23 protein-coding genes are annotated in these 26,069 nt (G+C 69.5%); 10 read left to right on the top strand and 13 right to left on the bottom strand.

What is annotated here, in order from left to right; genetic code table 11:
* Nucleotides 1-3 precede the first annotated feature (3 nt).
* Nucleotides 4-381: a glyoxalase gene (locus ACIRRA_RS10820; protein ID WP_402766008.1), complete on the bottom strand. Its 378-nt coding sequence runs from the start codon at nt 379-381 to the stop codon at nt 4-6.
* A gap of 87 nt (nt 382-468) precedes the next feature.
* On the opposite strand from ACIRRA_RS10820, the gene ACIRRA_RS10815 reads away from it, so the two are divergent.
* The 4 genes from ACIRRA_RS10815 to ACIRRA_RS10800 all read left to right on the top strand — a co-directional run bounded on the left by ACIRRA_RS10815 (nt 469) and on the right by ACIRRA_RS10800 (nt 2,672).
* Nucleotides 469-999 carry a hypothetical protein gene (locus ACIRRA_RS10815; protein WP_402766005.1) on the top strand — a complete coding sequence of 177 codons (531 nt, stop codon included), beginning with the start codon at nt 469-471 and terminating at the stop codon, nt 997-999.
* A gap of 169 nt (nt 1,000-1,168) precedes the next feature.
* Nucleotides 1,169-1,609, top strand: a complete 441-nt coding sequence (locus ACIRRA_RS10810; protein WP_402766002.1) for a hypothetical protein — start codon at nt 1,169-1,171, stop codon at nt 1,607-1,609.
* 64 nt (nt 1,610-1,673) lie between these two features.
* Nucleotides 1,674-2,069 (top strand): NUDIX domain-containing protein, encoded by a 396-nt coding sequence (locus ACIRRA_RS10805; RefSeq protein ID WP_402766000.1) that lies wholly within the window; start codon nt 1,674-1,676, stop codon nt 2,067-2,069.
* Between the two features lie 114 nt (nt 2,070-2,183).
* Entirely contained in the window at nt 2,184-2,672 is a 489-nt protein-coding gene (locus ACIRRA_RS10800) for a hypothetical protein (RefSeq protein ID WP_402765997.1), read from the top strand.
* On the opposite strand, the gene ACIRRA_RS10795 is transcribed toward ACIRRA_RS10800, so the two are convergent.
* Both ACIRRA_RS10795 and ACIRRA_RS10790 read right to left on the bottom strand, forming a co-directional pair.
* A complete protein-coding gene (locus ACIRRA_RS10795; RefSeq protein WP_402765994.1) occupies nt 2,660-4,288 on the bottom strand; it encodes an MFS transporter in 1,629 nt (542 codons plus the stop codon). The two genes, ACIRRA_RS10800 and ACIRRA_RS10795, sit on opposite strands and share 13 nt — an antisense overlap.
* A 291-nt stretch (nt 4,289-4,579) precedes the next feature.
* Nucleotides 4,580-5,272 (bottom strand): helix-turn-helix domain-containing protein, encoded by a 693-nt coding sequence (locus tag ACIRRA_RS10790; protein ID WP_402765991.1) that lies wholly within the window; start codon nt 5,270-5,272, stop codon nt 4,580-4,582.
* A 244-nt stretch (nt 5,273-5,516) separates the two neighbouring features.
* On the opposite strand from ACIRRA_RS10790, the gene ACIRRA_RS10785 reads away from it, so the two are divergent.
* The 5 genes from ACIRRA_RS10785 to atzF all read left to right on the top strand — a co-directional run bounded on the left by ACIRRA_RS10785 (nt 5,517) and on the right by atzF (nt 12,277).
* Nucleotides 5,517-7,088, top strand: coding sequence for an amino acid permease (locus ACIRRA_RS10785; RefSeq protein ID WP_402765988.1), 1,572 nt, complete (start codon nt 5,517-5,519; stop codon nt 7,086-7,088).
* Between the two features lie 165 nt (nt 7,089-7,253).
* Complete coding sequence (locus ACIRRA_RS10780; RefSeq protein ID WP_402765985.1) at nt 7,254-8,000, top strand: DUF1989 domain-containing protein; 747 nt, start codon at nt 7,254-7,256, stop codon at nt 7,998-8,000.
* Nucleotides 7,997-8,614: an urea amidolyase associated protein UAAP2 gene (locus ACIRRA_RS10775; RefSeq protein WP_402765982.1), complete on the top strand. Its 618-nt coding sequence runs from the start codon at nt 7,997-7,999 to the stop codon at nt 8,612-8,614. The genes ACIRRA_RS10780 and ACIRRA_RS10775 overlap by 4 nt, the downstream gene beginning before the upstream one ends.
* A gap of 74 nt (nt 8,615-8,688) precedes the next feature.
* Nucleotides 8,689-10,623 (top strand): 5-oxoprolinase/urea amidolyase family protein, encoded by a 1,935-nt coding sequence (locus tag ACIRRA_RS10770; protein WP_402766583.1) that lies wholly within the window; start codon nt 8,689-8,691, stop codon nt 10,621-10,623.
* Between the two features lie 40 nt (nt 10,624-10,663).
* A complete protein-coding gene (gene atzF, locus ACIRRA_RS10765; RefSeq protein ID WP_402765979.1) occupies nt 10,664-12,277 on the top strand; it encodes an allophanate hydrolase in 1,614 nt (537 codons plus the stop codon).
* 7 nt (nt 12,278-12,284) lie between these two features.
* Here atzF and ACIRRA_RS10760 read toward each other — a convergent pair whose 3' ends face one another.
* From ACIRRA_RS10760 to ACIRRA_RS10725, 8 genes are all read right to left on the bottom strand, one after another.
* A complete protein-coding gene (locus ACIRRA_RS10760; RefSeq protein WP_402765976.1) occupies nt 12,285-13,127 on the bottom strand; it encodes a patatin-like phospholipase family protein in 843 nt (280 codons plus the stop codon).
* A 98-nt stretch (nt 13,128-13,225) separates the two neighbouring features.
* Nucleotides 13,226-13,699, bottom strand: a complete 474-nt coding sequence (locus ACIRRA_RS10755) for a MarR family winged helix-turn-helix transcriptional regulator (RefSeq protein WP_402765973.1) — start codon at nt 13,697-13,699, stop codon at nt 13,226-13,228.
* Nucleotides 13,700-13,948: 249 nt separating this feature from the next.
* A complete protein-coding gene (locus ACIRRA_RS10750; protein ID WP_402765970.1) occupies nt 13,949-15,517 on the bottom strand; it encodes a hypothetical protein in 1,569 nt (522 codons plus the stop codon).
* On the bottom strand, nt 15,502-16,269 hold the full coding sequence (locus tag ACIRRA_RS10745; RefSeq protein ID WP_402765967.1) for an ABC transporter ATP-binding protein: 768 nt from the start codon (nt 16,267-16,269) through the stop codon (nt 15,502-15,504). The genes ACIRRA_RS10750 and ACIRRA_RS10745 overlap by 16 nt, the downstream gene beginning before the upstream one ends.
* 127 nt (nt 16,270-16,396) lie before the next feature.
* The gene (locus ACIRRA_RS10740; RefSeq protein ID WP_402765964.1) at nt 16,397-16,621 is read right to left on the bottom strand and encodes a hypothetical protein; all 225 of its coding nucleotides are present in this window, start codon (nt 16,619-16,621) and stop codon (nt 16,397-16,399) included.
* Nucleotides 16,622-16,703: 82 nt separating this feature from the next.
* On the bottom strand, nt 16,704-17,864 hold the full coding sequence (locus ACIRRA_RS10735) for an epoxide hydrolase family protein (protein ID WP_402765962.1): 1,161 nt from the start codon (nt 17,862-17,864) through the stop codon (nt 16,704-16,706).
* A gap of 373 nt (nt 17,865-18,237) precedes the next feature.
* Nucleotides 18,238-18,858 (bottom strand): hypothetical protein, encoded by a 621-nt coding sequence (locus tag ACIRRA_RS10730; protein WP_402765959.1) that lies wholly within the window; start codon nt 18,856-18,858, stop codon nt 18,238-18,240.
* Nucleotides 18,859-19,005: 147 nt separating this feature from the next.
* Complete coding sequence (locus ACIRRA_RS10725; protein ID WP_402765957.1) at nt 19,006-19,440, bottom strand: MarR family winged helix-turn-helix transcriptional regulator; 435 nt, start codon at nt 19,438-19,440, stop codon at nt 19,006-19,008.
* Between the two features lie 63 nt (nt 19,441-19,503).
* Here ACIRRA_RS10725 and ACIRRA_RS10720 point away from each other — a divergent pair, with 63 nt between their 5' ends.
* On the top strand, nt 19,504-20,004 hold the full coding sequence (locus tag ACIRRA_RS10720) for an anthrone oxygenase family protein (protein WP_402765955.1): 501 nt from the start codon (nt 19,504-19,506) through the stop codon (nt 20,002-20,004).
* Here ACIRRA_RS10720 and ACIRRA_RS10715 read toward each other — a convergent pair.
* Both ACIRRA_RS10715 and ACIRRA_RS10710 read right to left on the bottom strand, forming a co-directional pair.
* Entirely contained in the window at nt 19,997-20,125 is a 129-nt protein-coding gene (locus tag ACIRRA_RS10715; RefSeq protein WP_402765952.1) for a hypothetical protein, read from the bottom strand. The genes ACIRRA_RS10720 and ACIRRA_RS10715 overlap by 8 nt on opposite strands.
* Before the next feature lie 13 nt (nt 20,126-20,138).
* On the bottom strand, nt 20,139-26,069 hold a 5,931-nt coding region (locus ACIRRA_RS10710; RefSeq protein WP_402765950.1), incomplete at its 5' end, for an amino acid adenylation domain-containing protein.

Below are 26,069 nucleotides of genomic sequence, written 5' to 3'. Positions count from 1 at the left end.
CGCTCAGGAGTCCGTCTGCATGACGTAGAAGCGGTTCTCGTCGGGGTCTCGGAAGGCGAACATGAGCGGCGCGGAATCCCAGTCCAGCAGCGCGCCGACGGTGAGGCCGAGGCCGGCGAGCGTGGCATGGGCGGCGCGGGCATCGGGCGTCGCCAGCCGGATCCCGGTGTCGATGCCCGCGGGCAGTCCCGCGGACGCGCGCACCAGCGCCAAGGAGGCCGTCCCGCCGGGTAGCGACATCTCTATCCAGCGGAAGCCCGGCTGCAGTTCGGCGTCCATGCGGGTCACCAGCCCGAGCCGCTCGAGCAGCGCCTTGGTCCGGTCCTGATCGGTCACGGGCACCGCGATATTGACGACCGCGGTGAAGGTCGATTGCGTCATGCGGATGAGGACGGTCCGTCCGCGTCGAATTCATCGACGACGCGCACCTGCGGGTACGGTGACCGGCAGTCGGTTTCGAGAGGCGGAATGACGATGGTGCGGGCGGGCGTGGTGCCGGGGCGGCGCATGGCCGGGTACGTGGCCGCGGGGATATTCGTGGTGGCCGTCGTCTGCGCGGGGACCGTCGTGGTGTTCGGGCTGAATCGGGTGTTCACCGGGCTGTTCTTCGGCGCGGCCGTCGCGGTGGGGATGATGGTCGCGCTGTTCGGGCGGGACCGGGTGGAGCTGACCGAGGATGCGATCGTGCGGCGGACCCCGTGGGGTGCCTCGACGGTGGCGTGGGATCGGGTGGTGGCCGGACGGTTCGCGCTGGACGAGAAGGGCCGCTGGACCCTCGCACTGGATCTCAACGGCGGCGACGAGCCGCATCGGGAACTGGTGCTGCTGTCCATCCCGCCGGTGCAGCGGCCCATCGCCAACGCCTACGACATGCGCAAACGCGAACAGGTCGACGAGATTCGAACCATGTTGCGGCACAGACGGATCCCGGTGACCATCCTGCCGGAGATCGCCGACGCCCTGCAGCGGCACTGGAAGATCTCCCCGCCCACCCGCTGAGCCCGCACACCTGGGGGATCTCCCTGAGCGATGAGCGACCACAGGACGATGCATCCGCCCCGGTCACAGCCCGAGAATCCTTGGTGTGGCTGGTGATCGCAGCGTCCTCTCGGGAACCTCACAGCCACGGCGGATCGGATGCACAGCCGCAGGTGTGAGGGTGATTATCGTGGCGTTGAGCGTTGTGGCGGGGGACTTCCGCCGGTACGGATGGACGATCGAGACGACCGGCGACGGCGTCGACTTGATCACCGGCGAGCAGATCGCGGCCATCGAACTCACCGGGTCCGTCGCTGCGGGAGTGCGCCGATACCTGCGCGCAAACAATCTCTCGGGCCCGGTCATCGAGGTCCCCGGTCCGCAACGGCGGGAAATCCATCTGGTCGTCGGCGTGGCCAAGGCCGCGCGGGCCATCGAGAGCCTGCGCGCCGCGGGGGCGATCGTGCACACCGACGGTGACCGGGTCCCGCTGCCGCAGCCGGGCCGCGGGATCGCGTGGAGCGTCATGCCCCACGAGGCGCGCTGGGTGCCGCCGGTGGTCGCCATCGCCGCGGCCGTGCGCTCCGTCGCGGCCGGCGATCGGGCGCGGCTGTCGACCGTGGCCTGCTGACACCGGGCCGGTTGCGAGGACGCCCGCACGGCCCGCGCTACCAGGGCTGGCTAGGGTGGGACGGGTGATTCGCACCGCGGCACTGGCGCATATCAGGGACCGTCGCATGTTGCAGACCCGATCCACCGGCAAGGGCGTCTTCTATATGGCGGGCGGCAAGATCGATCCGGGTGAGACCCCGGAGATGGCCCTGCACAGGGAGATTCACGAGGAACTCGGGGTGGCCGCCACCGGCGTCAGCGAGCTGGGCGTGTTCGAGGCGGAGGCCTACGGGCACGCGCCCGGCACCCGCCTGCACATGACCTGCTTCCTCGGCGAGCTCAGCGACGAGCCGCGCCCCTCCGGGGAGATCGCCGAACTGCGCTGGTTCACCCTCGGCGAATACGCCGCCATGGACGCGGTCGCCCCCGGCTCGCTGCTGGTCTTCCGGCGGCTGCGCGCGCTCGACCTGATCGACTGACCCTCGCACTGTAACCACCCGCGCTATTTCTGAATGGCAGCTACGCCAACCGGATCCGCGCCCCGAGATGCGCCGGTCCGGATTCCGGATCGCACCGAATCAAGGGTGATTGCAGTGATCAAACCGCTTACTCTGCTCGCGACGGCCGTCATGGCCGCCGGTGGCCTCGGCTTCGGAACCGTGGCGGACACCCGTTTCGACTCCGGCGCCGACTGCCTGTGGGCGGGCGGCACGCACCCGCAGGGGTCGCAGGTGATGGCGGGAGGCTCGGCCTTCACCTGCGGCAGCGACGCGGCCGGTCCGCACTGGTACCGGGGCGGCGCTGCGGGCGGGAACACCGTGCCGAATCCCGGGGCGGACGCCGATCCGGCGGGCCGCTTCAGCGCGGGGGCGCGCCAGCCCGGCACCGATTACGACGACTACTGCGTCGGCGATCAGCTCATCCCCGGTGTCGGGGACGTCTTCGAGGCCGTCCCGACCAGCGGCGGCCTGCTGTGGAAGTCGGCGGGCCCGGTCTCGCAGTGGACCTTCGATCCCGGTGTGGTGCAACCGAAGACGTCCACCCGCTCGTCCGGAATGTGCCTCGACGGTCAGCTGCTCTGAGCGTCCTCGTCGTCGTCCGCCGCCGTGTACGGCCGGTTCGGGATGAGGGCGGCCGAGGCCAGGCCGACGAGCAGGAACAGCGCCGCGGCCAGCAGCGTGGTCCTGGTGGAGTCGGCGAAGGCCCGGCTCAGCGCGTCCACGATGGCCGCGGCGCCGTGGTGGTCCCGCAACCCGGTGATGGCCCCACCGGCCGACTGTCGGGTCGCGGTGGCGAGGGTGTCGGCGGCAGGCTTCTGCAGATCGGGCACGCGTGCGAGCCGTTTGGGCAGATCGTGGGCCAGCGCCGCCGACAGCAGCGCACCGATGACCGCGGTGCCGAAGGCCGATCCGATCTGCCGCACCGTGGACTGGGTGGCCGATCCCTGGCCCGAATTCTCCGGCGGCACATCGGCGAGCACGGTCCCGGTCAGCTGCGCCGAGGCCATCCCCAGCCCGATGCCGTACCCGATCAGCAGCACCGCCAGCCACCAGCCGGAAATGTGTGGGGTGACGAACAGCGCTGCCAGCGCCACGGCGACGGCCTCGAACACGAGGCCCAGCTGCACCACCCGCACCGGCCCGAACCTGCGCACCAGCCCCTCGGCGAGCCCCGCGGCCAGGAACGCGCCGACGGCCATGGCGGCCAGCACATAGCCCGCGCCGAGGGTGGACAGCCCGAGCGCGTTCACCATGAACAGCGGCAGCACGAACAGCAGGCCGAATTCGCCCAGCGCCACCAGGAACGCGGTGATATTGCCCCAGCGGAAGCTGGGGATCCGGAACAGCGCGGGATCCAGCAGCGCCGAGCGGCCGATCAGACGGCGGTGCTGCTCCCAGCGGATGAACAGGTACAGCGCCACCACCCCGAGCACCAGCAGGATCGGGATCAGCGAGACCGGCGCGCTCGCCGGCCAGTTCCACCCGGCGAGCGGGAATTCCCGCAGCGGCTTCCACCACCCGTAGGTCTGGCCCTCGATGAGCGCGAACACCAGCAGCGCGAAACCCGCTGCGCTGAGCAGGAATCCGTCCACATCCAGGCCGGGCGCGGCCTTGCCCATGCGGGTCTCCGGGACGAACAGCACCAGCCCGATCAGCACCACCGCGCCCAGCGGCAGATTCACCAGGAAGATCCACGGCCAGGTGAAGTAGGTGGTGAGCCAGCCGCCCAGCAGCGGGCCGATGGCGGCGACACCGGAGACGACCGAGCCCCAGACCGCGAAGGCGATCACCCGGTCACGGCCCCGGAAGAGGGCGTTCATGGTGGCCAGCGTGCCGGGCATGACACCGGCCGCGCCGATGCCCTGCACGGTGCGTCCGAGGAGTAGGGGCCAGGCGCTGTGCGCCTGTGCCGAGAGCACGCTGCCGAGCATGAAGATCACCACGCCGAGGGCGAACATCCTGCGCCGCCCGAGCCGGTCGCCGAGGCGGCCGCTGGTGATCAGCAACGCGGCCAGCACGACCGCGTAGATGCTGTTGATCCATTGCGCCTGAGTGAAATTCAACTGCAATTGGTCGATGATGACGGGCAAGGAGACCGCGACGATGGTGCCGTCCAGCACCACCATGGACAGTCCCAGCGCCAGGACACCGAGGGTGATCCATTTGTTGCGACCCAGGTCGAGCTGCGTTTCCGTCATTCGTCGCTCCCGCCGCTGAACAGCCGTCCGAAGAGTCCGATAATCCGTTAGCCACCTATGCGCCGATTGTCCGTTCAACAGTGTATGTCGAGGCGACTGGACAGCCGAATATTTGCCGACGGGTGACCTCGGAACGGCGGATGTCCGAATCGGATACGTTGGATCGCGTGTCGACGGGACCGGCGATCGTGGACGCCCCCTCGGCGCCGGTTCCAGGGCGAGCCGGCGGTGGATCAGGTCTACGGCTGGGGTCTCGAGTGGGGCACGTTGAAGGGCAAGTCCTGACGCCGATCACTCCGGAGCGAGTCGCCGCGCCAATTCCAGTGCGGCGACCCGGGTTTCGGTCAGCGAGCCGGGCCAGCAGAGCAGCCGCAGGATGGCGTCAGGGATGAGCTGCTCAGCGTACTGCGGCGCCGCGCCCTCGTCGGAGCGCATATTGATGACCGACTCCACCAGCCGGAACGGCAGCAGTTCGGCCCCGGCCACCGCGCCCGCGTCGGCCTCGGCGATGACGGACCCGGCCGCGGCGATGACGGCGGCGGACAGGGTTTCGTAGTGGCCGCGCAGCTCGTCGCGGCGTTCCCGGAAGCGGGCGAAGCGTTCGCTGCGCAGTTCCGGCAGCAGGTACAGCGCGCCGAGATTCCAGCGGCTGGCGCACAGCTGGCTGACGTCGTGCCAGGCGAGCGCGTACAACCGCACGGCCGCGGACTCGGGCCGCCCGGCCAGGATGCCCGCCAATTCCAGTGGCGTGGTGACCGTTTCGGCGAGCAGGGCGTCGAGAATGTCGTCCTTGGCCGCAAAGTGGTGATACAGCGACGCCTGCCGGATACCGACGGCGTCGGCGACCGCGCGGGTGGAGGTATTGCCGTAGCCGTGACTGGTGAACAACTCGGCGGCGGCGTCGAGGATTTCGGCGCGCGGCGTCTGGCCTGCGCGCCGGCGCGGTTCGAGGCGAGGACGGCCGGGTCCGAGTTGGGTCACCATGCCATTCTGTCCTACCCGCACCATCGACCCGCACGGCCGCACGGCCGGCCCGCCCACCCGCGCCGCCGCCCGGCCCGCCCACTCTGCCGACCTGAACAGTGAGGTTCCTGTCATTTGACAGAAATACCGGCAATGCAGAAGTTACGGCGGGCCATCCGACCGATACAGCGGCGTCACCTGAGCCGCGATCGCGAACGGAAAACTTTCAATCGATAGATATTTGCCTCGCGAAAGACTCACCGCCATGGTTGCCTCCGCCGACGCCGTCATCCCCCAGCCCCCGCCGGCCACCGCCGGGATCAGCACCGAAACCAGCTCGGACAGCGCCGATCTGGCGCGCTTCGGCTATCAGCCGGTGCTGCACCGCAAGCTCGGCCGCTACGCCTCCTTCGCGGCCGGATTCTCCTTCGTCTCCATCCTGACCACGATCTTCCAGTTCTTCGGCTTCGGCTACTCATTCGGTGGCACGGCCTTCTTCTGGACCTGGCCGATCGTGTTCGCGGGCCAGTTCCTGGTGGCACTGAACTTCGCGGAACTGGCCGCCCGCTACCCGATCTCGGGCTGCATCTATCAGTGGTCGCGCCGGCTGGCCGGCGAGGTCGTCGGCTGGTTCGCGGGCTGGATGATGATCATCGCCCAGATCGTCACCGCCGCGGCGGCCGCGATCGCGCTGCAGGTGGTGCTGCCTACCATCTGGTCCGGATTCCAGCTGATCGGCACGGACAGCGATCTCACCTCCCGTGACGGGGCGTCGAACGCGGTGCTGCTGGGCAGCGTGCTGCTGGTGATCACGACGCTCATCAACGTGGTGGGCATCGACTGGATGGCGCGCATCAATTCGCTCGGGGTGACCATCGAGATCATCGGCGTGATCGCGGTGATCGCGGTGTTCTTCACCCACACCGACCGCGGGCCGGGCGTGGTCACGCACACCGATCAGGCCGCGGCCGGGCCGTACTGGGCCGCCTTCCTGGCCTCCGGATTGATGGCCGCCTATGTCATGGTCGGATTCGATTCCGCCGGTGAGCTTTCCGAGGAGACCAGGAACCCACGGCACGTCGCACCGCGCACCATTCTGTCGGCGCTGGCCGTGTCCGCGCTGGGCGGCGGGCTCATCCTGCTGGGCGCGCTCATGGCCGCACCGAGCCTGACCGACGACTCACTGGCCAGTGGCGGGCTGGCCTACGTGATCGAGGCCAAGCTGACCAGCGTTCCCGGCAAGGTGGTGCTGGCCTGCGTGGCGTGCGCGATCACGGTGTGCACCTTGGCGATTCAGACCGCCGGTTCGCGCCTGCTGTTCTCGATGGCCCGCGACGGGCGGCTGCCGTTCGCCAAGCCGCTGTCGACGGTGCATCCGCGCTTCGGCACTCCGGTGTGGCCCGCCGTGGTGATCGGCGTGCTGGGTGTCGGCCTGCTGGTGGTGAACCTGGGCAATGCCGCCATCTTCGCGACCCTGGCCAGTGTCTGCATCGTCATGCTCTACCTCGCGTATCTGCTGGTCACGGTGCCGCTGCTGGTGCGCCGGATCAAGGGCTGGCCCGCCGATATCGCCGGTGACGCCGCCGGCACGAAGCTGTTCGCGCTGGGCCGCTACGGCATTGCGATCAACGCGATGGCCGTGATCTGGGGCATCGCGATGGCGGTGAACCTGGCCTGGCCGCGTGCCGAGGTCTACACCCCGACCGGCGGCGGCTGGTGGATGCTCTGGGCCGCACCGCTGTTCGTGCTGCTCACGGTGGCGGTCGGCGCGGTGGTGCACCGGATGATGACCCCCGCGCGCGGCGTCGCCGCCGATCCAATTCCCCAAATCGCCTGATCCACCGGACATTCCGATGATATCGCCGGAGCCCGGACAACGCCTCCACGGACGACCCGAACTGGCGATGGTGCTCGACGACCTGCGGCGCCGCGCGTACCGCAGGTGGCGCCAACGCCGCACCGTCGGCCGGGTCTCCGGCGATCCCCGAGAAACGGAGTAGCAATGACCACAGCCAATACCACAGGCGCGCGGGATCATGCCCGCTCCCAGGCGGCCGCCGCCGAGCGCGTCGGGCCCGAGCTCCCCGTGGACGTCGAAATCGCGAAAATAACGTTCGCCCAGCGGATTCCGGCGGGCGGATACGCGAATGTGGTGCTGGCGCGTGGCACCCGGGTGCGGCTGTCGGATCCGTTCGGCGCGGCGTGTGCGCATCTGCTGCTGCTGCGGGCCGAATCGCCCTGGGAACGGCTGAATGTCGCCGACACCGTCAAGGTGCCGTGGCAGGCGTATCTGGGCGTCGGTCATCCGCTGCTCTCCGATCAGGGGCGGGTGCTGGCCACGGTGATCGCGGACTCCTCCGGCCGTCACGACACCCTGTGCGGTCCGTCGCCCGCGGCGCGGTCGAGCCTGCGGCTGGCCGGGGTCAAGCAGGGGCTCGAGCCGCGGGATATCGGCCCGACGGTCTCGTTCTTCCGGGGTGTGCGCGTGGAATCGGATGGCGCGCTGACGATCACCGGCGGCGCGGCGGCGGGCGCGGCGGTCGATCTCCTCGTGCAGCTGCCGGTGACCCTGCTGGTCGCCAATGCCGAACACCCGCTGGATCCCACTCCCCCGACCGAACTCGACCTCGTGGCCTGGTCCGCGCCGGAGGAACTCGCGCTCGCGCACGGTACCGGCCCGGAATATCTGCGCGCGGTGGAGAACACCGAACAGGACTGGCACGCACGCACTCCGGAGGCCCGCGCATGATCACCACCGCCCGCACCGTCGTGCTCGACGAGACCGTCCCCGCCCGCGCCCCCTGGTCGGCCGTGGTGCGCGCGGGAGACCAGCTGGACATCATCGATCTGCACGGCAATCAGGCGGTGGACTGCCTGCTCTACAACGCCGCCGATCACGCCGATCGGTACAGCGCGCAGGCGACGATCACGGCCCAGCGCAATATCTTCCTGACCACCGGCAGCGTCCTGCTGACCGAGGCGGGCACCCCGCTCATGACGGTGGTCGCCGACGAGGTCGGCAATCACGACACCGTGGCCGGGGCGTGCTCGCAGGAGTCCAATACCCTGCGCTACGGCCACCACACCCGCCACCAGCACGCCTGCGTGGAGAACTTCCTGGCCGAGGGCCTGAAGTGGGGGCTGGGCAAGCGTGATCTGGTCTCGAACATCAACTGGTTCATGAACGTTCCGGTCGAGGCGGACGGCACGCTCGGCATCGTGGACGGGCTCTCCGCGCCGGGCAAGAAGATCACGCTGCTCGCCGAGATCGACACCCTGGTGCTGGTCTCCAACTGCCCGCAGATCAACAACCCCTGCAATGGCTTCGATCCCACGCCGGTGCGCATGGTAGGGACCCGATGACCGCCGTGCTGCCGGACCTCACCGCACCCGAGCATTCGTCCCCCACCGCGACATTCCAGGTGATCCGGCCGGGAATGCAGACGACCGTGCAGGATTGGCCGGGCCGCGTGGGCTACTGGCATGTCGGGGTGCCGCCGTCCGGCCCGATGGACGACCTGTCGTTCCGGCTGGGCAATCGGGCGCTCGGCAATCCGGAGGGCGCGGCCGGGCTGGAGTGCACCCTGGGCGGACCGGCCCTGCGCTTCGACGCCGCCACCTGGGTGTGCGTCACCGGTGCACCGGTGCCCGCGACCGTGAACGGCCGCGCGGTGCGGCAATGGCGCAGTGTGCTGGTTCCGGCGGGCGGCGTGCTGGACATCGGCATGGTGCGCGGTCCCGGAATGCGGTGCTACCTGCTGGTGGCCGGCGGTATCGAGGTGCCCGAATACCTGGGCAGCCGTGCGACTTTCACCCTCGGCAAGTTCGGCGGCGGCACCGGCCGGGCATTGGCGGCGGGCGATGAGTTCGCGCTCGGCGCGCCCGGGCGGGTGACGGCCGGGGTGACCGGCGACGATCAGCCCGTGCTGACCCGGCGCTGGGAGCTGGCGGTCACCGAGGGACCGCACGGAGCGCCGGAGTTCTTCACCCGCAACGATTTCGACACCATCATCGGCACCGACTACGAGGTGCATTTCAACTCCGATCGGACCGGGGTGCGGCTCATCGGCCCGAAACCCCGGTGGGCGCGGCGGGACGGCGGCGAGGCTGGACTGCACCCGTCCAACATCCACGACACCGCGTATTCCGTTGGTGCGCTGGACTTCACCGGCGACACCCCGATCCTGCTCGGCCCGGACGGGCCCAGCCTGGGCGGCTTCGTCTGCCCGGTCACCGTGGTGGCGGCCGAGCGCTGGAAGCTGGGCCAGCTCACGCCCGGCGACCGCGTGCGCTTCGTCCCGGTCCGCGCCGACCACGCGGCCTCGCTGCGGGAGCTCGGGGCCGAGCGCCGGGCCGCCTGGCCGGTCGTGCTGTCCACGGGCGGCGACGGTGACGACGGTGTCCTGGCCCGCCGCGACGGCGCGGACGCCGCGGTCACCTATCGGCGTGCGGGCAATGACGGCCTGCTCGTCGAATACGGGGATATGACACTGGATCTGGAGCTGCGCGCCCGCGTGCACGCCCTGCACCAGGCGCTGCTGGAACGATCCGAACCGGGGGTCACCGAACTCACCCCGGGCGTGCGATCCCTGCAGGTACGCCATGATCCCGGCCGACTGCCCACCCGCACCCTGCTGGGGCTGCTCGCCGAGGTGGAGGCCGAGCTGCCGCCCGCCGATGAGCTGGTGGTCCCCAGCCGCACCGTGCGGCTCCCACTGTCCTGGGACGATCCGTCCACCCGCGAGGCCATCACCCGCTATACGCACGGCGTCCGCGCAGATGCCCCGTGGTGCCCGTGGAATATCGAGTTCATCCGCCGGATGAATGGACTGGCCTCCGTGGAGGCGGTTTTCGACACCGTGTTCGCGGCCGAATACCTGGTCCTCGGCCTGGGCGACGTGTACCTGGGCGCGCCCGTGGCCACCCCGACCGATCCACGGCATCGGCTGGTCACCACCAAATACAACCCGGCCCGCACCTGGACGCCGGAGAACGCGGTCGGCATCGGCGGCGCCTATCTCTGCATCTACGGCATGGAGGGTCCCGGCGGCTATCAGCTCGTCGGGCGGACCACGCAGGTATGGAACCACCGCTCCAGCGGCATCGGCGAAGACCCATGGCTGCTGCGGTATTTCGACCGCATCAGCTGGTATCCCGTGAGCGCCGCGGAACTCCTCGACCTGCGCGCCGACACCGCTGCGGGCCGCGGCGAGCTGCTGGCCGAGGACGGCGAGTTCCGTCTCGTCGACTATCGGAAGTTCCTGTCGGACAATGCCGCATCCATCGACGAGTTCCGCGCCCGGCAGGCCGATGCCTTCGCCGCCGAACGCAATTCCTGGCGCGAGGCGGGCGAACTCGCCGAAGCACCCTGAGCCCGAGGCCCGTTCGCCCCATCCAGATCCAGGAGACCCCATGACCGTGTGGATCCACCGCCGCCGAGACGCCGACGTGGACGCCGAACTCGCCACCGCCGCAGGCGGTCTGGCTGGACTGCGGCTCGCCGTCAAGGACAATGTGGATGTCGCGGGCCTGCCGACGACCGCCGCCTGTCCCGACTTCGCGTATACGCCGGATCGGGACGCGCCCGCGGTCGCCGCGTTGCGCGCGGCCGGTGCGGTCGTGGTCGGGAAGACCAATCTCGACCAGTTCGCCACCGGATTGGTCGGTACCCGCTCGCCCTACGGCGTCGTCGAGAACGCGCTGCGGCCCGGATATGTTTCGGGCGGTTCGAGTTCCGGGTCGGCGGTCGCGGTCGCGACCGGGGAGGCGGAGATCGCCATCGGCACCGATACGGCCGGGTCCGGGCGCGTGCCGGCCGCGTTCCACGGCCTGGCCGGTATCAAGCCCACCGTCGGCGTGATCTCCACCGAGGGCATCGTCCCCGCCTGTCGCTCCTATGACTGTGTGACGATCTTCGCCGCCGATCTGCGCCTGGCCAATCGGGCGATGGGCGTCATGGCCGCGGGTGCGCCGGGCCGGCCGTGGCCCGCCGACGCCCGGCTGGCTGCGCCGCCGCAGCCGGTGATCGCGGTGTTCAGTGCGCTGCCGGATCTGGATCCGCAGTGGCACAGCGCCTTCGAGCGGACCGTCGCGGCACTGCGCGATCGGGGCGCGACCATCGTGGAAGTCGATCCGGAGCCTTTCCTGGCCGCCGCCAGACTGCTGTACGACGGCGCGCTGGTCGCCGAACGCTATGCGGCGGTAGGCGAATTCATCGACGCCCATCCCGAATCGGCCGATCCCATGGTCGGATCCATCATCGGTGCCGCCCGCGAGCTACCCGCGCATCGGCTGGTCACCGATCTGGCCGCGCTCGAGCACCTGCGCGCCACCGCCATGGCGAGCCTCGCGGGCGCGGACGCGCTGCTGACCCCGACCGCACCGGCCCACCCGACCATGGCCGAGGTCGCCGCCGATCCCATCGCCGTCAATGCCCGGCTCGGCACCTACACCAACTTCTGCAATCTCTTCGACCTCTGCGCGGTCGCGATCCCCACGGACGAGCCGCATTTCGGCGTGACCGTGCTGGCCCGCGCCTTCGAAGACGCCGTCGCGCTCGATATCGCCGCCCTGATCACCGGCGCCCCACTCGACCCCGGCGAGTCGTGCTGGCCGGCGATGGTCGCGGCCGCGCACGATCTGGTCGTCTTCGGCGCGCACCTGCGCGGCCAGCCTCTCGAAGCTCAGCTGACCGACCTGGGCGCGCGGTGGTGCGGCCCGGTCGAGACCGCTCCGCACTATCGCCTGGGCGCACTGGACACGGTGCCGCCCAAACCGGCCGTAACCCGAGTCCCCGCAAGGGAATCCGGTGTCGCGGTGGCGGGGGAACGCTGGCTGCTCTCGCCCGCGGCCCTGGGCCGCTTCCTCGCGGCCTTGCCCGCCCCCATGCAGCTGGGTGCCGTCGAACTCGCCGACGGCACCTGGCACACCGGGTTCGGCTGCACCGGCGCTGCCGCCGAATCCGCCGAGGACATCAGCGAATACGGCGGCTGGCGGGCGGCGCTGGCGGCCGGCGCCGTGAGCTGACGGTCCGTCAGTTCCGCCAGAGCGCCAGGACGCGGTCCGCGTCCGCCTTGCCCTGCGCGCGACCGGCTTCCAGTGACGGGACGCGGGTGGCGGTGTCGAGCGGGTTGAGGCCGAAGGCCGCGGTGGCCGCCTCGTCCGGGGCGATCACCTCGACCCGGGCGCCGGCCGCGACCAGGCCCGCCACCTGGGCCTCGAGTTCCGCGTCCGGCATGGGCGCGATCACCAGCACCCGGGCGTAGCCGGTGGCGAGATCGGCGTTCACCGACGTCCGGACGCCGCCATCGGTGTAGCGCGCGCCGTCGACGGTGGCGCAGGGCCACACCATGGGCACCGCGGAGCTGGCGGTCACCGCGTCGACCAGTGCGACACCGGAATCCTTGTCGAAGATCCGCAGCTCGCCCGTCTCGGCGTTCACCGCGGTGATCCGGACATCCCTGTCGGACCATTCGTGCACGGGCAGCCGGGTCTCGATGACGGCCCGCCGTTCCGGCTCCGGGACCGACTCCGCCCGCAGCGCGAGCGCGCCGATGCGCTGCCGGCGTTCGACCGAATCCACCTGCAGTTCCTCGATGATGGCGGCCAGCGTCCCCCAGAGCCCGGCGAACTTCTCCATCGAGGGCACGATCTCGCGGCTCTGCACCGCCGGATCCACCTGCCGCCGCACCAGTTCCGCGAGTTCGACCCCGCTGCCCACCTGGGCGGCCACATTGGACCCGGCGGAGGTGCCGAGCAGCAGATCCGCCCCGGTCACGTCGGCGCCCGCATCTGCCAGCCCGGCGAGAATGCCGATGGCCCAGGAGATTCCGGCCACCCCGCCGCCGCCGAGGACCAGCGCACGTTCCGTCGTCATACCCGCTCTCACTTCCTACCCGCTGAAAAAGACACCCTGCGGTACGAAAACTACCGGCTAGGCGGGCAGAACGGCGGCGATGGCCTCTATTTCCACGCTCATTCCGAGACGTACGTCGCGTCGGGATTGGTGGCGTCGCGAATGATGCGCAGGCTCGCGGTGAGCTGGTCGAGTTGCTCGGGGCCGAGCAGGCCGGTGAACCAGCGGTCCACGCCGTCGAGGTACGCGGGCAGCACGCGCGCCACGCGGGTGGCTCCGGCGGCGGTGAGCACCGCGTGGGAGCTGCGCCGGTCGGCGGGATCGGCCTCGCGGCGGACGAACCCATTGCGCTCCAGGCGATCCACCAGCCTGGTGACGCCGGAGGTGGACAGGCTGGTCTGGGTGGCCAGATCCGTCATGCGCAGCTTGCGGCCGGGTGAACGGCTCAGGCGCATGAGGGCATTCAGGTCGAGTCCCGACAGGCCATTGCGCTTCCAGGTCTCCTCGAGCCGGGCGATGAGGCCGTCGTGAGCCTCGTACAGCAGGCCGACCGCGGTCAGCCGGGGGTCATCGAAGAGATGCTTGGGGTCCACGGTGAGCAGCCTAGACCAGACGTTTTCAGTGCGGATAGTTGACACGCGGAACATTTTCGATATCTTGTTGCTGACGCAATATTCCGCACTGATCTCGGTGTGCGCCATGCGGTCCGACTCCAGTGCCACCGCGTTCCAATACAGGATTCGATCCACTTTCGCCGTCTCCCGAATAGTTCGAGCACCACGCGAGTGGCGCGTCGGAGCACGGCCGGGTCGAATGGTCTTCGGGAGAGACGAATGCGCTGTTCAGCGCGGTTTTACCGCCGCGAGCAGCTCGGGTCCACGGGCCTCCAACCGGGTGGTCGCCCAGCGGATTCCGAGTACGGCGACCACCCCGCCGAGCAGTACGCCGATCGGCAGTGCCGCCCACTGAACCAGCGAGTTGTGGAGTGCCACACCGATTCCCAGTATCGCGAGCACCGGGGCGGCCGTCAGCAACTGCACCAGGCCCACCGCGAGCTGCATGAGGAGCTTCAGGCAACCGGGATTGCCCGAGCCCGCGAACGGGTTGCCGCGCTGTGGCGGCAGGGCGAAGGCGGCATGCGTGGACAGGAACACCACGGCCCCGACACCGACGCCGACCAGCACCGGCAGCGTCGACAGCGCCCAGACGTACAGGTACGGCCGGCCGAGCGCGCCGGGCAGGATGAGGGTGGCGAGCAGCGACGGCGGGGTGACCAGGAGCAGCCAGGCGTAGGCGCGGCCGCGCACATCCGCGCGTGGCGCGCCGGGCGTCACCAGCGTTTGCCAGATCGCGGTGCCGTCGAATCCGTACAGGTTGGCGCTGGACATGGTGGCCAGCCACACCACGAAAGCGCCCGAGAACGGGATGGTTCCGCTACCGCCGGTGCGGAGCGACAGGAAGATCGGCAGCACGAAACCGACGAGCAGCAGCGGCAGCAGGGCGGCGCGGCGACGGCCGTCGCGCCACCAGGTGCGCAGTTCCTTGGCGACCACGGCGCCGATCGCATTGGCGGGGATGAAACGGTCGAGCAGACCGCCGCCGGTGTCGACCACCTGGCCGGCGGGTGCGGCGGGGGTGGTGAGGCGGCGTTCCAGCAGGACCGCCCAGGACTGCCACAGGATCAGCGACAGCAGCGCCAGGCCGAGCAGGGACAGCAGGGCGAGCGGGTAATTGCCGCGGGCCGCGGCCTCGACGGCGTAGGGTGCCCAGCCCGACGGGACCGCGCGCAGCGTCACCGACAGGCCGCTGCGGTCGCCCTCCAGTTTCGGGCCGACGGCCGAAACCAGCAGGTTCAGCGGGTAATACGCCAGGCCGATGAGGGCGGCGAGGAGCACACCCAGATCCTTGCCGCGCCGGGACCGCATGGCCGCGCCGAGCCAGGCCACCACGACCCGCGACAGCAGGACCACGAACACCAGTTGCAGGACCGCGCCAAGAGCCGCGATCGCGGTGGCGCCCAGGCCGATCGGTGCAGCGAGCAGGACCAGACCGCCGAAGGCGATCAGGTTGACGATGGGGGCGGGCCCGACGAAGGCCGCCGCGCCGAGCCCGTAGGCCAGTTGCCGAGTTGTCAAGGGCAGCAGGCGGAATTGCTCGGGTTGCAGGGTCTCGTCGCTGCTGCCGGTGAGCACCGGGCCGCAGATCCAGCCGAGGGTCCAGGCCGCAAAGATCGCCGCCGCCACCGTCACTCCCCCGTGCACGGTCTCGTGCGCCCTGGCGATGATCAGCGCGGTGGCCGCCGCGGCGACCAGGCCGAAGATGCTGCCGGTCCAGAAGTTCAGCGCCGCACGGCCTTCCCGCATGTGCCGCGCGGTGATGCGCAACCGCATGCGGATCAGGACGCCAACCACGACAACCCGTCCTCGCCGCCCACGTGTCCGCCCACCAGCCGCACGAAGGCCTCCTCCAGCGTGCCCTCGCCCCGCACCTCGGTGAGTGTCCCGCCCGCCACCACCCGCCCCCGGTTGATCACGGCGATCCGGTCGCAGATCGACTCCACCAGTGCCATCACATGACTCGACAGCACCACCGATCCGCCCGCGGCCACGAACCGATGCAGGATCGTTCGAATGGTCCCCGCCGACACCGGATCCACCGCCTCGAACGGCTCGTCCAGCACCAGCAGTTTCGGTGCGTGCAGCAGAGCGGTGGCGAGGCCGATCTTCTTCCGCATACCCGCCGAATAATCGACCACCACGGTGTTTTCCGCGCCGTCCAGCTCGAGCACGTGCAGCAGCTCGTCCGCCCGCCCGACCACGGTCGCCTTGTCGATCCCGCGCAGCAACCCGGTGAAGTTCAACAACTCCCGCCCGGTGAGCCGCTCCGGCAACGCCAACCCATCCGGCAGCACCCCCACCACGGTCTTCGCTTGCACCGGATCGGCCCACACTTCATGCCCGAAAATCCGGGCAGCCCCATGATCCGGCCGCAACAACCCCACAGCCATCGACAAGGTCGTCGTCTTCCCCGCCCCGTTCGGCCCCACCAACCCGAAGAACGACCCGGGCGGCACCGCCAGACTCACCCCCTCGACCACCCAGGGCCCACCGAACTTCTTGTAGAGCCCGTCCAGCTCGAGCGCCGGTCGCCCATCGACAGTCATATGCCCTCCTCGGAGCCCCCGCCTACCGCCCTTCCACGATAAGCATGCTGCTCTGCCAGACATATCGCTCAACCCGCACGACACCGCAACCGGGCGCTCGAATCGGGCGCTCGCGCATTACGGTGTGCTACGGCCGGAGCGACGCGGGGTCGAAGGCGATGTCGAAAGGGAGGTTCAGAGCGGCAACCCGGCCGGCCGGGCAACGAGCGACCAACTCGTATTCGCCGCTTTCGGTGAGCGCGTACGCGAGCAGGACCGGGAGTTCTTCGCTGGACAACTGCCCCTCGAAGCGATTGGTCTCGATCCGCCAGAAGTTCGGGATCCCGCCGTCGGCGTAGAGGTCCGGTTTCATCCGGCGATCCATATCCCGACGGCGACTCGCCGGTGGCGAGCATTTGTTCGTTCGTTACCGGCGAGTTGTGGGCGCGCTCCGATCAGCGGGTGAGGGCGGCGAAGAATTCTCGGATGTCGCCGGTGAGCAGGTCGGGGACTTCCAGGGCGGGGAAGTGGCCGCCGGAGTAGAACTCCGACCAGTGCACGATGTTGTGGGCCTTCTCCGCGAAGCGGCGGATGGCGAAGTCGGCGGTGGTGAACACCGCGACGCCGGTCGGGACCGTGCCCTTGGGCTTCGGGGCGAACATCGTGTAGTCGTGAAAGCGTTCGTAGTAGTAGTTGGCGACGCTGCGGGCGGTGTCGGTGAGCCAGTAGATCGCGACGGTGGTCAGGATCTTGTCCCGGTCGATCGCGTCCTCGGGCAGCTCGCGGCCGGCGTCGGTCCATTCCTTGTACTTCTCCACGATCCAACCCAGCTGTCCCGCAGGCGAATCCGCGAGCAGCTGCGCGATCGTGTCCGGCCGCGACCCGGCCAGGTTCATGTAGGCGGAGCCGTCGTCCTGGAACTGCTTCATCGCCGCCAATCGCTGCTGTTCCGCCTCGGTGAGCGCGGCCATGTCGGCCGGGTCGCCGGTGGGGAACGTGACCAGCGCGTTGACGTGCACCCCGATCACCCGGTCGCTGAAATCGCGGGCCACGCGCGGCGCCACGAATGCGCCGTGGTCGCCGCCGTGCACCCCGAACCGCTCATACCCGAGCCGGGTCATGAGCTCGGCCAGCGCGGCGGCGACTTTCCCATCGTTCCAACCGGTTTCGGTCAGCGGACCGGAGAAGCCGTGCCCGGGCAGGGTCGGGATGACCAGGTGGAAGGCCGGGGCGCCGGCCTCGCCGTGGGCGGCCGGATCGGTCAGCGGGCCGATCATGTCCAGGAAGTCGGCGGGGGTGCCGGGCCAGCCGTGGATGAGCAGCAGCGGGGTGGCGTCCTCCCGTTCGGAGCGGATGTGGAGGAAGTGCAGGTGCTGCCCGTCGACGATGGTGGAGAACTGCGGGTAGGCGTTCAGCGTGGCTTCGGTGGCGCGCCAGTCGAACTTCTCGGCCCAGTAGGTGGCGAGTTCACGCAGGTAGGAGTTGGGGACGCCGCGTTCCCAGCCCGTGCCCGGGACCTCGTCGATCCACCGGGTGCGAGTCAGGCGCTGGTTCAGGTCGTCGAGGTCGGCCTGCGGGATGTCGATGCGGAAGGGGCGGATGTCGGTGTCGCTCATGACATCGAGTTTTCCGATAAAGAGGGGTCCTCCACATCACGACAATTCGTTATTCCTCGGGCCGCACCGACCCGTGACCGCCCACTCGGTCCGCATCCGATGCCTGGGCTCGGCTCGGCACCGGGTCGGCGAGCCCGCCCGCCGCAGTTCTTGACAAATGTTTGGACAGGTGGGTGGGGCGACACAAGCTGATCGTCGGCGTCGAACACTGCACCGACCACTGCGAGACCAGCGGCCGACGCAAGACGTTTGATCGAAAACCCTTGCCTCGCAGCACCGAATTCGAGGCATGACCGGGGTAAGTCAGCGACCTCGACAGCATCATCCGATACGATCCCAGCCCGACCGAGGGCCGAGGCACCGCGCGAAATTCTCAGTCGAAGATCTGCTCGGCGGAATCCACTTCGAGCGTCCGATCCAGCCAATGCGCCAGCAGATCGGGATCGGAACAACCGACGATGCGCGCGCGAACGGCGGCGTCGATGGATAGCCCACGCCGCTCGAGAATCCGCAACACCGATTCGGCCAAGGCTTCGGCGCGGCCGATGGCCTGGTGTTCGCGGGCGAAGTCGCTCTCCCAGTGGTAGTTCTCGATTGCGATGGCCACGAGCTCCTCCCACTCCTTCCGGTACCGGGAAGGTACGCATTTGCTGATGTAGTCATGGTAGTGGACGCGCAGGTCGGGCTCGAGGTGTTGCATGGCCTCGAGTGCCATGGCGAGGACGCGGCGGCGCTCGGTGTCGCCGAGGTGACCCGGTGCCGACAGCAGCGCCAACTCCGGCCATTGGTCCGCTTCGGCGACTGTGGTGATCGCCGGTAACATGCCGGGCCAGTAGGTTCGTGCTCGGAACACGAAATCGGGATGCCCGGTTTCGACGGGTGTGGCGACCTTGCCGGCGATCCGTTCGACGAGCACGTTGCGGGCGATCCGGGGTGCCACCTCGGGTCTGTGACGCAGCAATTGCAGCGGAACCTCATGGCGGATGGACGGCACTGCAGCAACGTATCGCCCTGCCCGAGTGCGTATTTCGAGTTCCAGTGAACTGTCCGTTTCGCCCGCGTGCCCGACGCTCGGCGTGTCCCACAATTGAATGCTCGGATCCTCACCGCATACTGGGCGGTCCGAAGCGGTTCGAGTCCCCTAGGGCGCGTTGATGATTCGGGACAGCAGGCCCGACAGCTCGTTGACCTGTTGCGCGTCCAGGTCACCGAAGACCGTACGGGTCGCGACCCCGGACAATTTCTTCGCTTCGGCCAGCGCCGCCTTGCCCTCGGGCGTGAGCGTCAAGTCATAGACGCGGCGGTCGGTGGCCGACTGCGAGCGTTCCACGAATCCGCGCCGGTCCAGGTCGTCGACCGTTCGGACCATTCCCGCCTTGTCGCTGCCCAGCGCCGCGATCAGGTCCTTCTGTGTGGATACGCCATGCCGCTCCAGCATGAGCAGCACACCGAAATGCCTGCCGGACAACGACATCGGGGCCAGCGCGGCCGCCAACTCGGCGGACGCGCGCCGGTGAGCCTGCCGCAGCAGCAGGCCGAGCTGGGCGAGGTTCGCTGGCGACTGAGGCGGTTGCATACCACCCACCCTATGATAGATTCATTTGCAACTGATTCAAATGAATCTAATTGGAGGAACGTTATGTCCCGCTCCACCGTCACCACCGTGCTCGTTCGCAATACCGCCCTGGTCAGCACGGGAATCCTCGCCGGAGCCTTCACCTATGCGCGCGTCGCTGTGTCCCCGACCTTCCGAGCCGTGCCGATGGATGTGCACCTGACCTTCCGCGTCGCGCTGATGGCCATGAACGCGCCGTTCATGCAGGCCCTCATGGGACTGGGAGCGGTCACCAGCCTCGTCTTCGCCTACACCGGACGGGGACGGGCGCGAATCGTCGCGGCCATCGCCGGGGGCGCCGCACTCACCAGCCTCCTGGTCACCCGTTTCGGCAATGTACCCATCAACGAGCGCATCAAGACCTGGCACATCGGCTCGCTGCCCGCCAATTACGAAGACCAGCTGAACCGTTGGGAGACGTTCCACGACATTCGCACTGCCGCAGCCGTTCTGGCCTTCATCCTGCTGCTCACCGCGGTCGAGATGGCGAAGAGCGGCCGCACCGCCACACCGGCGTTCAGCTGACCGGCTGGTCGAACCGGGTTTCGGGGACGCGTTTGTATGCGGGGGTGGGGTTGCGGGTGAGGGAGATATAGACGTCGCCGTGTTGGGCGCCGACGCCGGTGACGAACGGGGCGTTCGTCACCGGCGGGGCCGGGTCAGTCGATGAGGCGGATATCTTCGCCTGCTTCGTCTCTCGGGTCGCCCGGGGTTGTGAACCAGTGGGTGACCTCGCCGTCTTCCAGGTCGGCGGGGGTGTTGCCGCTGGGGAGGACGGAGAGGGCGCCTGCGGTGGCGGAGGCGAGGAATTCGTTGATCGCGGGCCGGCCGGTGGAGGCGGTGGTGTACGTCGTGGACTCGTAGTCGACGTCGTTGTCGGCGCGCAGGGTGGCTGCGCGATCGAGGGCCTCGGACTGGGTGAGGGTGGCCCAGGTGTCGGCGTCGCGGTAGACGAAGGCGGGGTCGGATTCGGACAGGGGGCGGACGCGGTCGGTGTAGGAGACCGGGTGCGCGGGGCGGGTGGCCAGGTCGGACTGGATACTCGGGTCCGACGGGACCAGCCAGCGGACCGAGCTGGCGGCCGGTTCCTGGGCGATGCCGAAACCGGCTCCGGCGGCGAGGATGTCGCCGAAGGAGAGGGCGTCGGCAAAGAGCACCGCGGCACCGGCCTTGTGGATGGCCCAGACCGCGACCACCGCGTCGACCGTGTGCGGGAGGGCCACGGCGACGACGTCGCCGGGGCCAGCGCCGCGCTCGATGAGCAGGCGGGCCAGCTGGGAGCTGCGGCGGTCCAGGACTGCGTATGCGATCTCCTGGCCATCGGACAGCAGGGCGGGGGCCTGCGGGTCCTCTTCGACGACCTCGGCCAGCACATTGGCCACGGTCGCGGTGCCGACGCGCGCCGCGTCCACCGCGGAATCGGCGGGGGTGACGGCGCTTTCGGCGAGGATGCGGGCGCGTTCGGTGGCATCGAGGATGTCGATGTCGCCGACCAGACCCTCGGCGTCTCCGACGAGCGCGTCCAGGATGCGGTTGAAGCGCGCGGCGAGGATGGCGACCTCGTCGGCGGTGAACCGGCTGCCCAGGTAGCGCATGGAGATGTCGATGGTCTCGCCCGCCATGATGACCAGGCTCATCGGGTAGTGGGTGTTGTCGTTGATGCCCACACCGCTGACGGACATGCCGTCGATGGAGCTGGCCGCGGCGATGGCATCCTTGTCCACCGGGTAGGACTCGAACGCCATGATGGTGTCGAATTCCGCTCCGGCGCCGGCCAATCGCTGAATCTCGGTGAGCCCGATGTGGTGGTGTTCGAGCAGATCGGCCTGATCGTGCTGAACCCGCTGCAGCAGCCCCGCGATGGTCAACCGGTCATCGACCCGGATGCGCACCGGCACCGTGTTGATGAACAGACCCACCATGGACTCGACACCGGGTAGATCACCCGGGCGACCGGAGACGGTCGCGCCGAACACCACGTCACTGCGCCCGGTCAGGCGGCCGATCAGCACCGCCCAGGAGGTCTGGATCAGCGTGTTCAGCGTGACATTGAGTTCCCCGGCGCGCTTGGTGAGCGCGCGGGTGCGGTCGGCGTCGATATCCAGTGTGTAGCGGCCGATTTCATAGTTCTCGTCGCGGGTCGCGGCGGGCGCGAGCTGGGTCGGCTCGCTCACCCCGGCGAGGGCGCGCTGCCAGGCGGCGAGCGATTCGTCCCGGTTCCGTCCGGCCAGCCAGGCCAGGTAGTTCCGGAACGACGCCACCCGCGGCAGCACCGACATGTCGCCGCGCACCGCGTACAGCACCAGCAGGTCCTGCATGAGCAGCGGCATGGACCAGCCGTCCACCAGGATGTGGTGGGTGGTGATGACCAGGTGCACCAGGTCGTCGCTGATCCGGAACACGTTGAACCGCATGAGCGGCGCCGCGGACAGATCGAAGTGATCGGCGCGATCGGCCTCGATCATCTCCCGCATGCGCGGATTGCGTTCGGCCTCAGGCAGATCCGTGAGATCGATGACGGTGAACGGCGCTTCGACGTGGTCCAGCACCACCTGGTGCGCCTGGCCGTCCGCGTCGGTGACGAACGCGGTCCGCAGGCTCGGGTACCGGTCCAGAATGGCCTGCGCGGCCACCTTCAGCCGATCCACGTCCACCACGCCGCTCAGGTCGAGCACGGTCTGAATGGTGTAGACGTCCACCGTGTTCTGGGTGAGCAGCGCGTGGAACAGCAGACCCGACTGCAGCGGCGAGAGCGGCCACACGTCGGACAGCGCCGGGTACGTCCGCTCCCACACCTCGATATCGGACTGCTCCACCCGCACCAGCGGCAGGTCGGACGGCGTGAAGCCGCCCGCCTCCGGCCGCTTGGCGTGTGCGGCCAGCGCGGTCAGCGCCGCCACGAACAGGTCGGCGAACTCCTGTACCCGTTCGCGCTCGAGCAGCCCGCGCGGGTAGGAGAAGGCCGCGCCCAGCTGCGGGCCGTCCGCGCCGTCGGTGACGATGGCGTTGATGTCGAGGGTGGCGTTGGCGGGCATGTCGGCGTCCATGTCGCCGTCGAGGCGGCCCAGGTCGTCGACCGGCACCCAGCCCAGTTCGGCCATGCCCTCGGGCACCTCGCCCGCGGACATCCGGCCCAGGTAGTTGAAGCTGATCTGGCCGACATCGCGCAGCTGCGTGGCGGTTTCGGGGTTGAGGTAGCGCAGCAGACCCCAGCCGAGACCCTTGTCGGGCAGTTCCAGCAACTGTTCCTTGACCGACTTCACGATGTCGCCCAGGGCGTTTCCGCCCTCGAAGGCATCGGCGAGATCCGCGTCGTTCAGGTCCAGTCGCACCGGGAAGGCGGCGGTGAACCAGCCGACCGTGCGCGAAAGATCCGCGCCCGGAACGATGTCCTCTTCACGGCCGTGGCCCTCGAGCTTGATCAGCGCCGAGCCGCCGGTGGTCTCCCCGCGCCAGCGCGCGACCGCCAGGGCCAGCGCCGACAGCAGACCGTCGTTGACGCCACCCCGGTACAGGCCCGGGACGGCGGTGAGCACGGCCTCGGTGACCGATGCCGGCACCGTGACCTCGATCCGCTCGACGGTGGCGAAGGTGTCGACCTTCGGGTCGAACGCCCGCGCCCCGAGCAGCGGATCCGGAGTCTCGGTAATCCGCTGCCAGAACGGCAGTTCCGCGACCCGCGCCTCGCTACGCGACTCCTCGACCAGGGCGTGCGCCCAGCGCCGCATGGAGGTGCCGGTCTCGGGCAGCGCCAGCGGCTGCTCGAACGCCACCTGCGACCAGGCCAGGCCCAGGTCCGGGATCAGGATGCGCCAGGAGACGCCGTCGACCACCATGTGGTGCGCGACGATGAGCAGCACGTCCCGGCGGACGCGCGCCTCGTCGGAGCCCTCGGGGGCGAAGGCGAACCAGACGAACTGCACCATGGCGGCATTCGCCGGATCCAGACGTCCCAGCGCCGCATCGAATTCGATGCTGCCGACCCGGGTCAGCTCCTCGTCGGAGATGTCGGCGGCCAGCTCGACCCGGTGCACCAGCGCGTCGACGTCGACGGCCCCGCGCGGCAGCGCCTCGAATTCGAATCCCTCCGAAGCATTCTTCGGATGGGCACTGCCACGGAGCCGCGACCGCAGCACATCGTGGTGGTCGAACAGCGCACCGATGGCCCCGACCAGCACCGCCCGCGTGATGCCGTCCGGCAGTCGCAACGGCATGGTCTGCGAGAACCGTTCGTAGGACGACCCACTCGACAGGATCGCGTGCATGATCGGCGTCAGCGGAATGTCGCCGACCCCGCCGCCCGGCAGTTCCGCCAGCTTCTCCTGCGCCGTGTCCCCGCCCAGCGTGGCGACCTCGGCCAGCCCCGCGACGGTTCGCTTCTCGAACACGTCGCGCGGCGAGAACACGATGCCGCGCGCCTTGGCCCGCGAGACGAGCTGGATGGACAGAATCGAGTCGCCGCCGAGTGCGAAGAACGAGTCGTCCGCACCGACCTGTTCGACGCCGAGCACGTCGGCGAAGACCTCGGCGATGGCGGCTTCCAGTTCGGTGACCGGGGCGCGGAAGTCCCGCGCGGTGAACACCGGCTCGGGCAGCGCCCGGCGATCCAGCTTGCCGACCGGGGTCAGCGGGATGGCGTCCAGGATCGTGATGGCCGTCGGCACCATGTATTCCGGCAGTCGGCCCGCGACATGCTCGGTCAGCGCCGGGATGTCGATGGTCCGGCCCGCCACCGGCAGCACGTAGGCCGCCAGGATGGTGGCCCCGGCCTCGGTCTTGTGGCCGACGGTGACCGCGAAGTCGACCGTCTCGTGCGAGGCCAGCGCGGCGTCGATCTCACCGAGCTCGATGCGGAAGCCGCGCACCTTCACCTGGAAGTCGTTGCGGCCCACGTATTCCACCTCGCCGGTGGGGGTCCAGCGGACCACGTCACCGGAGCGGTACATGCGCTCGCCGGCCGCGAACGGGTTGGCGACGAACCGCTCGGCCGACAGGCCCGGGCGGTCGTGGTAGCCGCGCGAGAGCTGGATACCCGACAGGTACAGCTCACCCGCGACGCCCACCGGCACCGGACGCAGGCGCGCGTCCAGGATGAGGGCCTGCATACCGCGGATCGGACCGCCGATGGTGACCAGATCACCCGGCACCAGCGCATCGCTGATATTGGTCATGATCGTGGTCTCGGTCGGGCCGTAGCCGTTGTGGAACGCACGAATCGTGCGGTTCTGCTGCGTTCCCTCTCCGATGGGCACCGCCCACTTCTCGACCAGGTCGGCCGGCACGGCCTCACCACCGGCGACGAGCACCCGCAGCGAGTCCAGACCCTTCGGGTCGAGGGTGGCGAGCGCGGCCGGGGTGATGAAGGCGTGCGTGGCCCGCTCGCGCCTGATCAGCTCGGCCAGTTCCTCGCCGCCGTAGACGCCCGGCGGGACCACCACGAGGGTGCCTCCCGCGCCGATGGCGAGCAGGTACTCCAGCACCGACGCGTCGAACGACGGCGAGGCGAAATGCAGTGCCCGCGAACCGGAGTCGAGGTGGTAGCGCACGATCTGCTCGGTCGCGAAGTTGGCGAGGCCGGAGTGCGTCACCACGACGCCCTTCGGCATGCCCGTGGTACCCGAGGTGTAGATCACGTAGGCCACGTGGTCCGGCCGGACCGGGGCCCACCGCTCCGCGTCGGTGACCGGTTCGGCGAAGTGCGAGGCGATCTCGGCCTGCACCATGGGATCGTCGAGCGAGATCCAGCCCGCCAGGCTCTTGACCGGCGGCAGCCCCTCGAGCTCGGCGTCGACCGTGAGGCCGAGCACCGCGCCGGAGTCGTTGACCATGTGCGCGATGCGGTCCGCCGGGTAGGACGGATCGACCGGCACGAAGGCCGCACCCGACTTGGCGACGGCCCAGATGGCCAGCACCGATTCGAAGGAGCGCCGGATGGCCACGGCGACACGGGTTTCCGGTCCGGCACCGCGCTCGATCAGCACGCGCGCCAGGCGCGAGGAGGCCGCATCGAGTTCGGCGTAGCCCAGGGCCTGGCCCTGGAACACGACCGCCTCGCCGACCGGGTTGTTGGCGACGGCCTCGGCCAGCAGCTGGGGCAGCACGCGCGGTTCGATGGCCGGACCGCCCGTGCGGGAGATCAGATCGGCGCGCTCGTCGGCGGCCAGGATCTCCAGGTCGCCGACCGCGGTACGCGGCGCGGTGATGATCTCACCGAGCAGGCGGAGGAACCGCTCCGCGAAGCCCTCGACGGTGGCCTGGTCGAACAGGTCACGGGCGTAACCGAATTCGGCGTACATGCCCGCGTCCGCGTCGGCCGGGGCCTCGGTCAGGGTGAGCATGAGGTCGAACTTCGCGATCTCGTTCTCGAAGTCGACCGCCGCGGCCCGCAGCGCGGGCAGTTCGAAGGAGCTGTCGGGCAGGTTCTCGAACGACAGCGCCACCTGGAACAGCGGGTGCCGCGCGGTGGACCGCTCCGGGTTGAGCAGCTCGACGAGCCGCTCGAACGGAATGTCCGCGTGCGCGAACGCCTGCAGGTCACTGTCCTTGGCCTTGGCCAGCAGCTCGGTGAAGCCGGCCTGTCCGCTCACCTC

The sequence above is a fragment of the Nocardia sp. NPDC101769 genome (assembly GCF_044766925.1).
Taxonomy (GTDB): domain Bacteria; phylum Actinomycetota; class Actinomycetes; order Mycobacteriales; family Mycobacteriaceae; genus Nocardia.
This window is presented reverse-complemented; position numbering and strand designations above follow the sequence as displayed.

Excerpts from the sequence above, each read along its gene's own strand:
- ACIRRA_RS10775 (WP_402765982.1), top strand. The coding sequence starts at position 7,997 with ATGATCACCACCGCCCGCACCGTCGTGCTCGACGAGACCGTCCCCGCC.
- ACIRRA_RS10745 (WP_402765967.1), bottom strand. The coding sequence starts at position 16,269 with ATGACTGTCGATGGGCGACCGGCGCTCGAGCTGGACGGGCTCTACAAG.
- ACIRRA_RS10740 (WP_402765964.1), bottom strand. The coding sequence starts at position 16,621 with ATGAAACCGGACCTCTACGCCGACGGCGGGATCCCGAACTTCTGGCGG.
- atzF (WP_402765979.1), top strand. The coding sequence starts at position 10,664 with ATGACCGTGTGGATCCACCGCCGCCGAGACGCCGACGTGGACGCCGAA.
- ACIRRA_RS10795 (WP_402765994.1), bottom strand. The coding sequence starts at position 4,288 with ATGACGGAAACGCAGCTCGACCTGGGTCGCAACAAATGGATCACCCTC.
- ACIRRA_RS10720 (WP_402765955.1), top strand. The coding sequence starts at position 19,504 with ATGTCCCGCTCCACCGTCACCACCGTGCTCGTTCGCAATACCGCCCTG.
- ACIRRA_RS10760 (WP_402765976.1), bottom strand. The coding sequence starts at position 13,127 with ATGACGACGGAACGTGCGCTGGTCCTCGGCGGCGGCGGGGTGGCCGGA.
- ACIRRA_RS10725 (WP_402765957.1), bottom strand. The coding sequence starts at position 19,440 with ATGCAACCGCCTCAGTCGCCAGCGAACCTCGCCCAGCTCGGCCTGCTG.
- ACIRRA_RS10780 (WP_402765985.1), top strand. The coding sequence starts at position 7,254 with ATGACCACAGCCAATACCACAGGCGCGCGGGATCATGCCCGCTCCCAG.
- ACIRRA_RS10790 (WP_402765991.1), bottom strand. The coding sequence starts at position 5,272 with ATGGTGACCCAACTCGGACCCGGCCGTCCTCGCCTCGAACCGCGCCGG.
- ACIRRA_RS10820 (WP_402766008.1), bottom strand. The coding sequence starts at position 381 with ATGACGCAATCGACCTTCACCGCGGTCGTCAATATCGCGGTGCCCGTG.
- ACIRRA_RS10785 (WP_402765988.1), top strand. The coding sequence starts at position 5,517 with ATGGTTGCCTCCGCCGACGCCGTCATCCCCCAGCCCCCGCCGGCCACC.
- ACIRRA_RS10735 (WP_402765962.1), bottom strand. The coding sequence starts at position 17,864 with ATGAGCGACACCGACATCCGCCCCTTCCGCATCGACATCCCGCAGGCC.
- ACIRRA_RS10815 (WP_402766005.1), top strand. The coding sequence starts at position 469 with ATGACGATGGTGCGGGCGGGCGTGGTGCCGGGGCGGCGCATGGCCGGG.
- ACIRRA_RS10770 (WP_402766583.1), top strand. The coding sequence starts at position 8,689 with ATGCAGACGACCGTGCAGGATTGGCCGGGCCGCGTGGGCTACTGGCAT.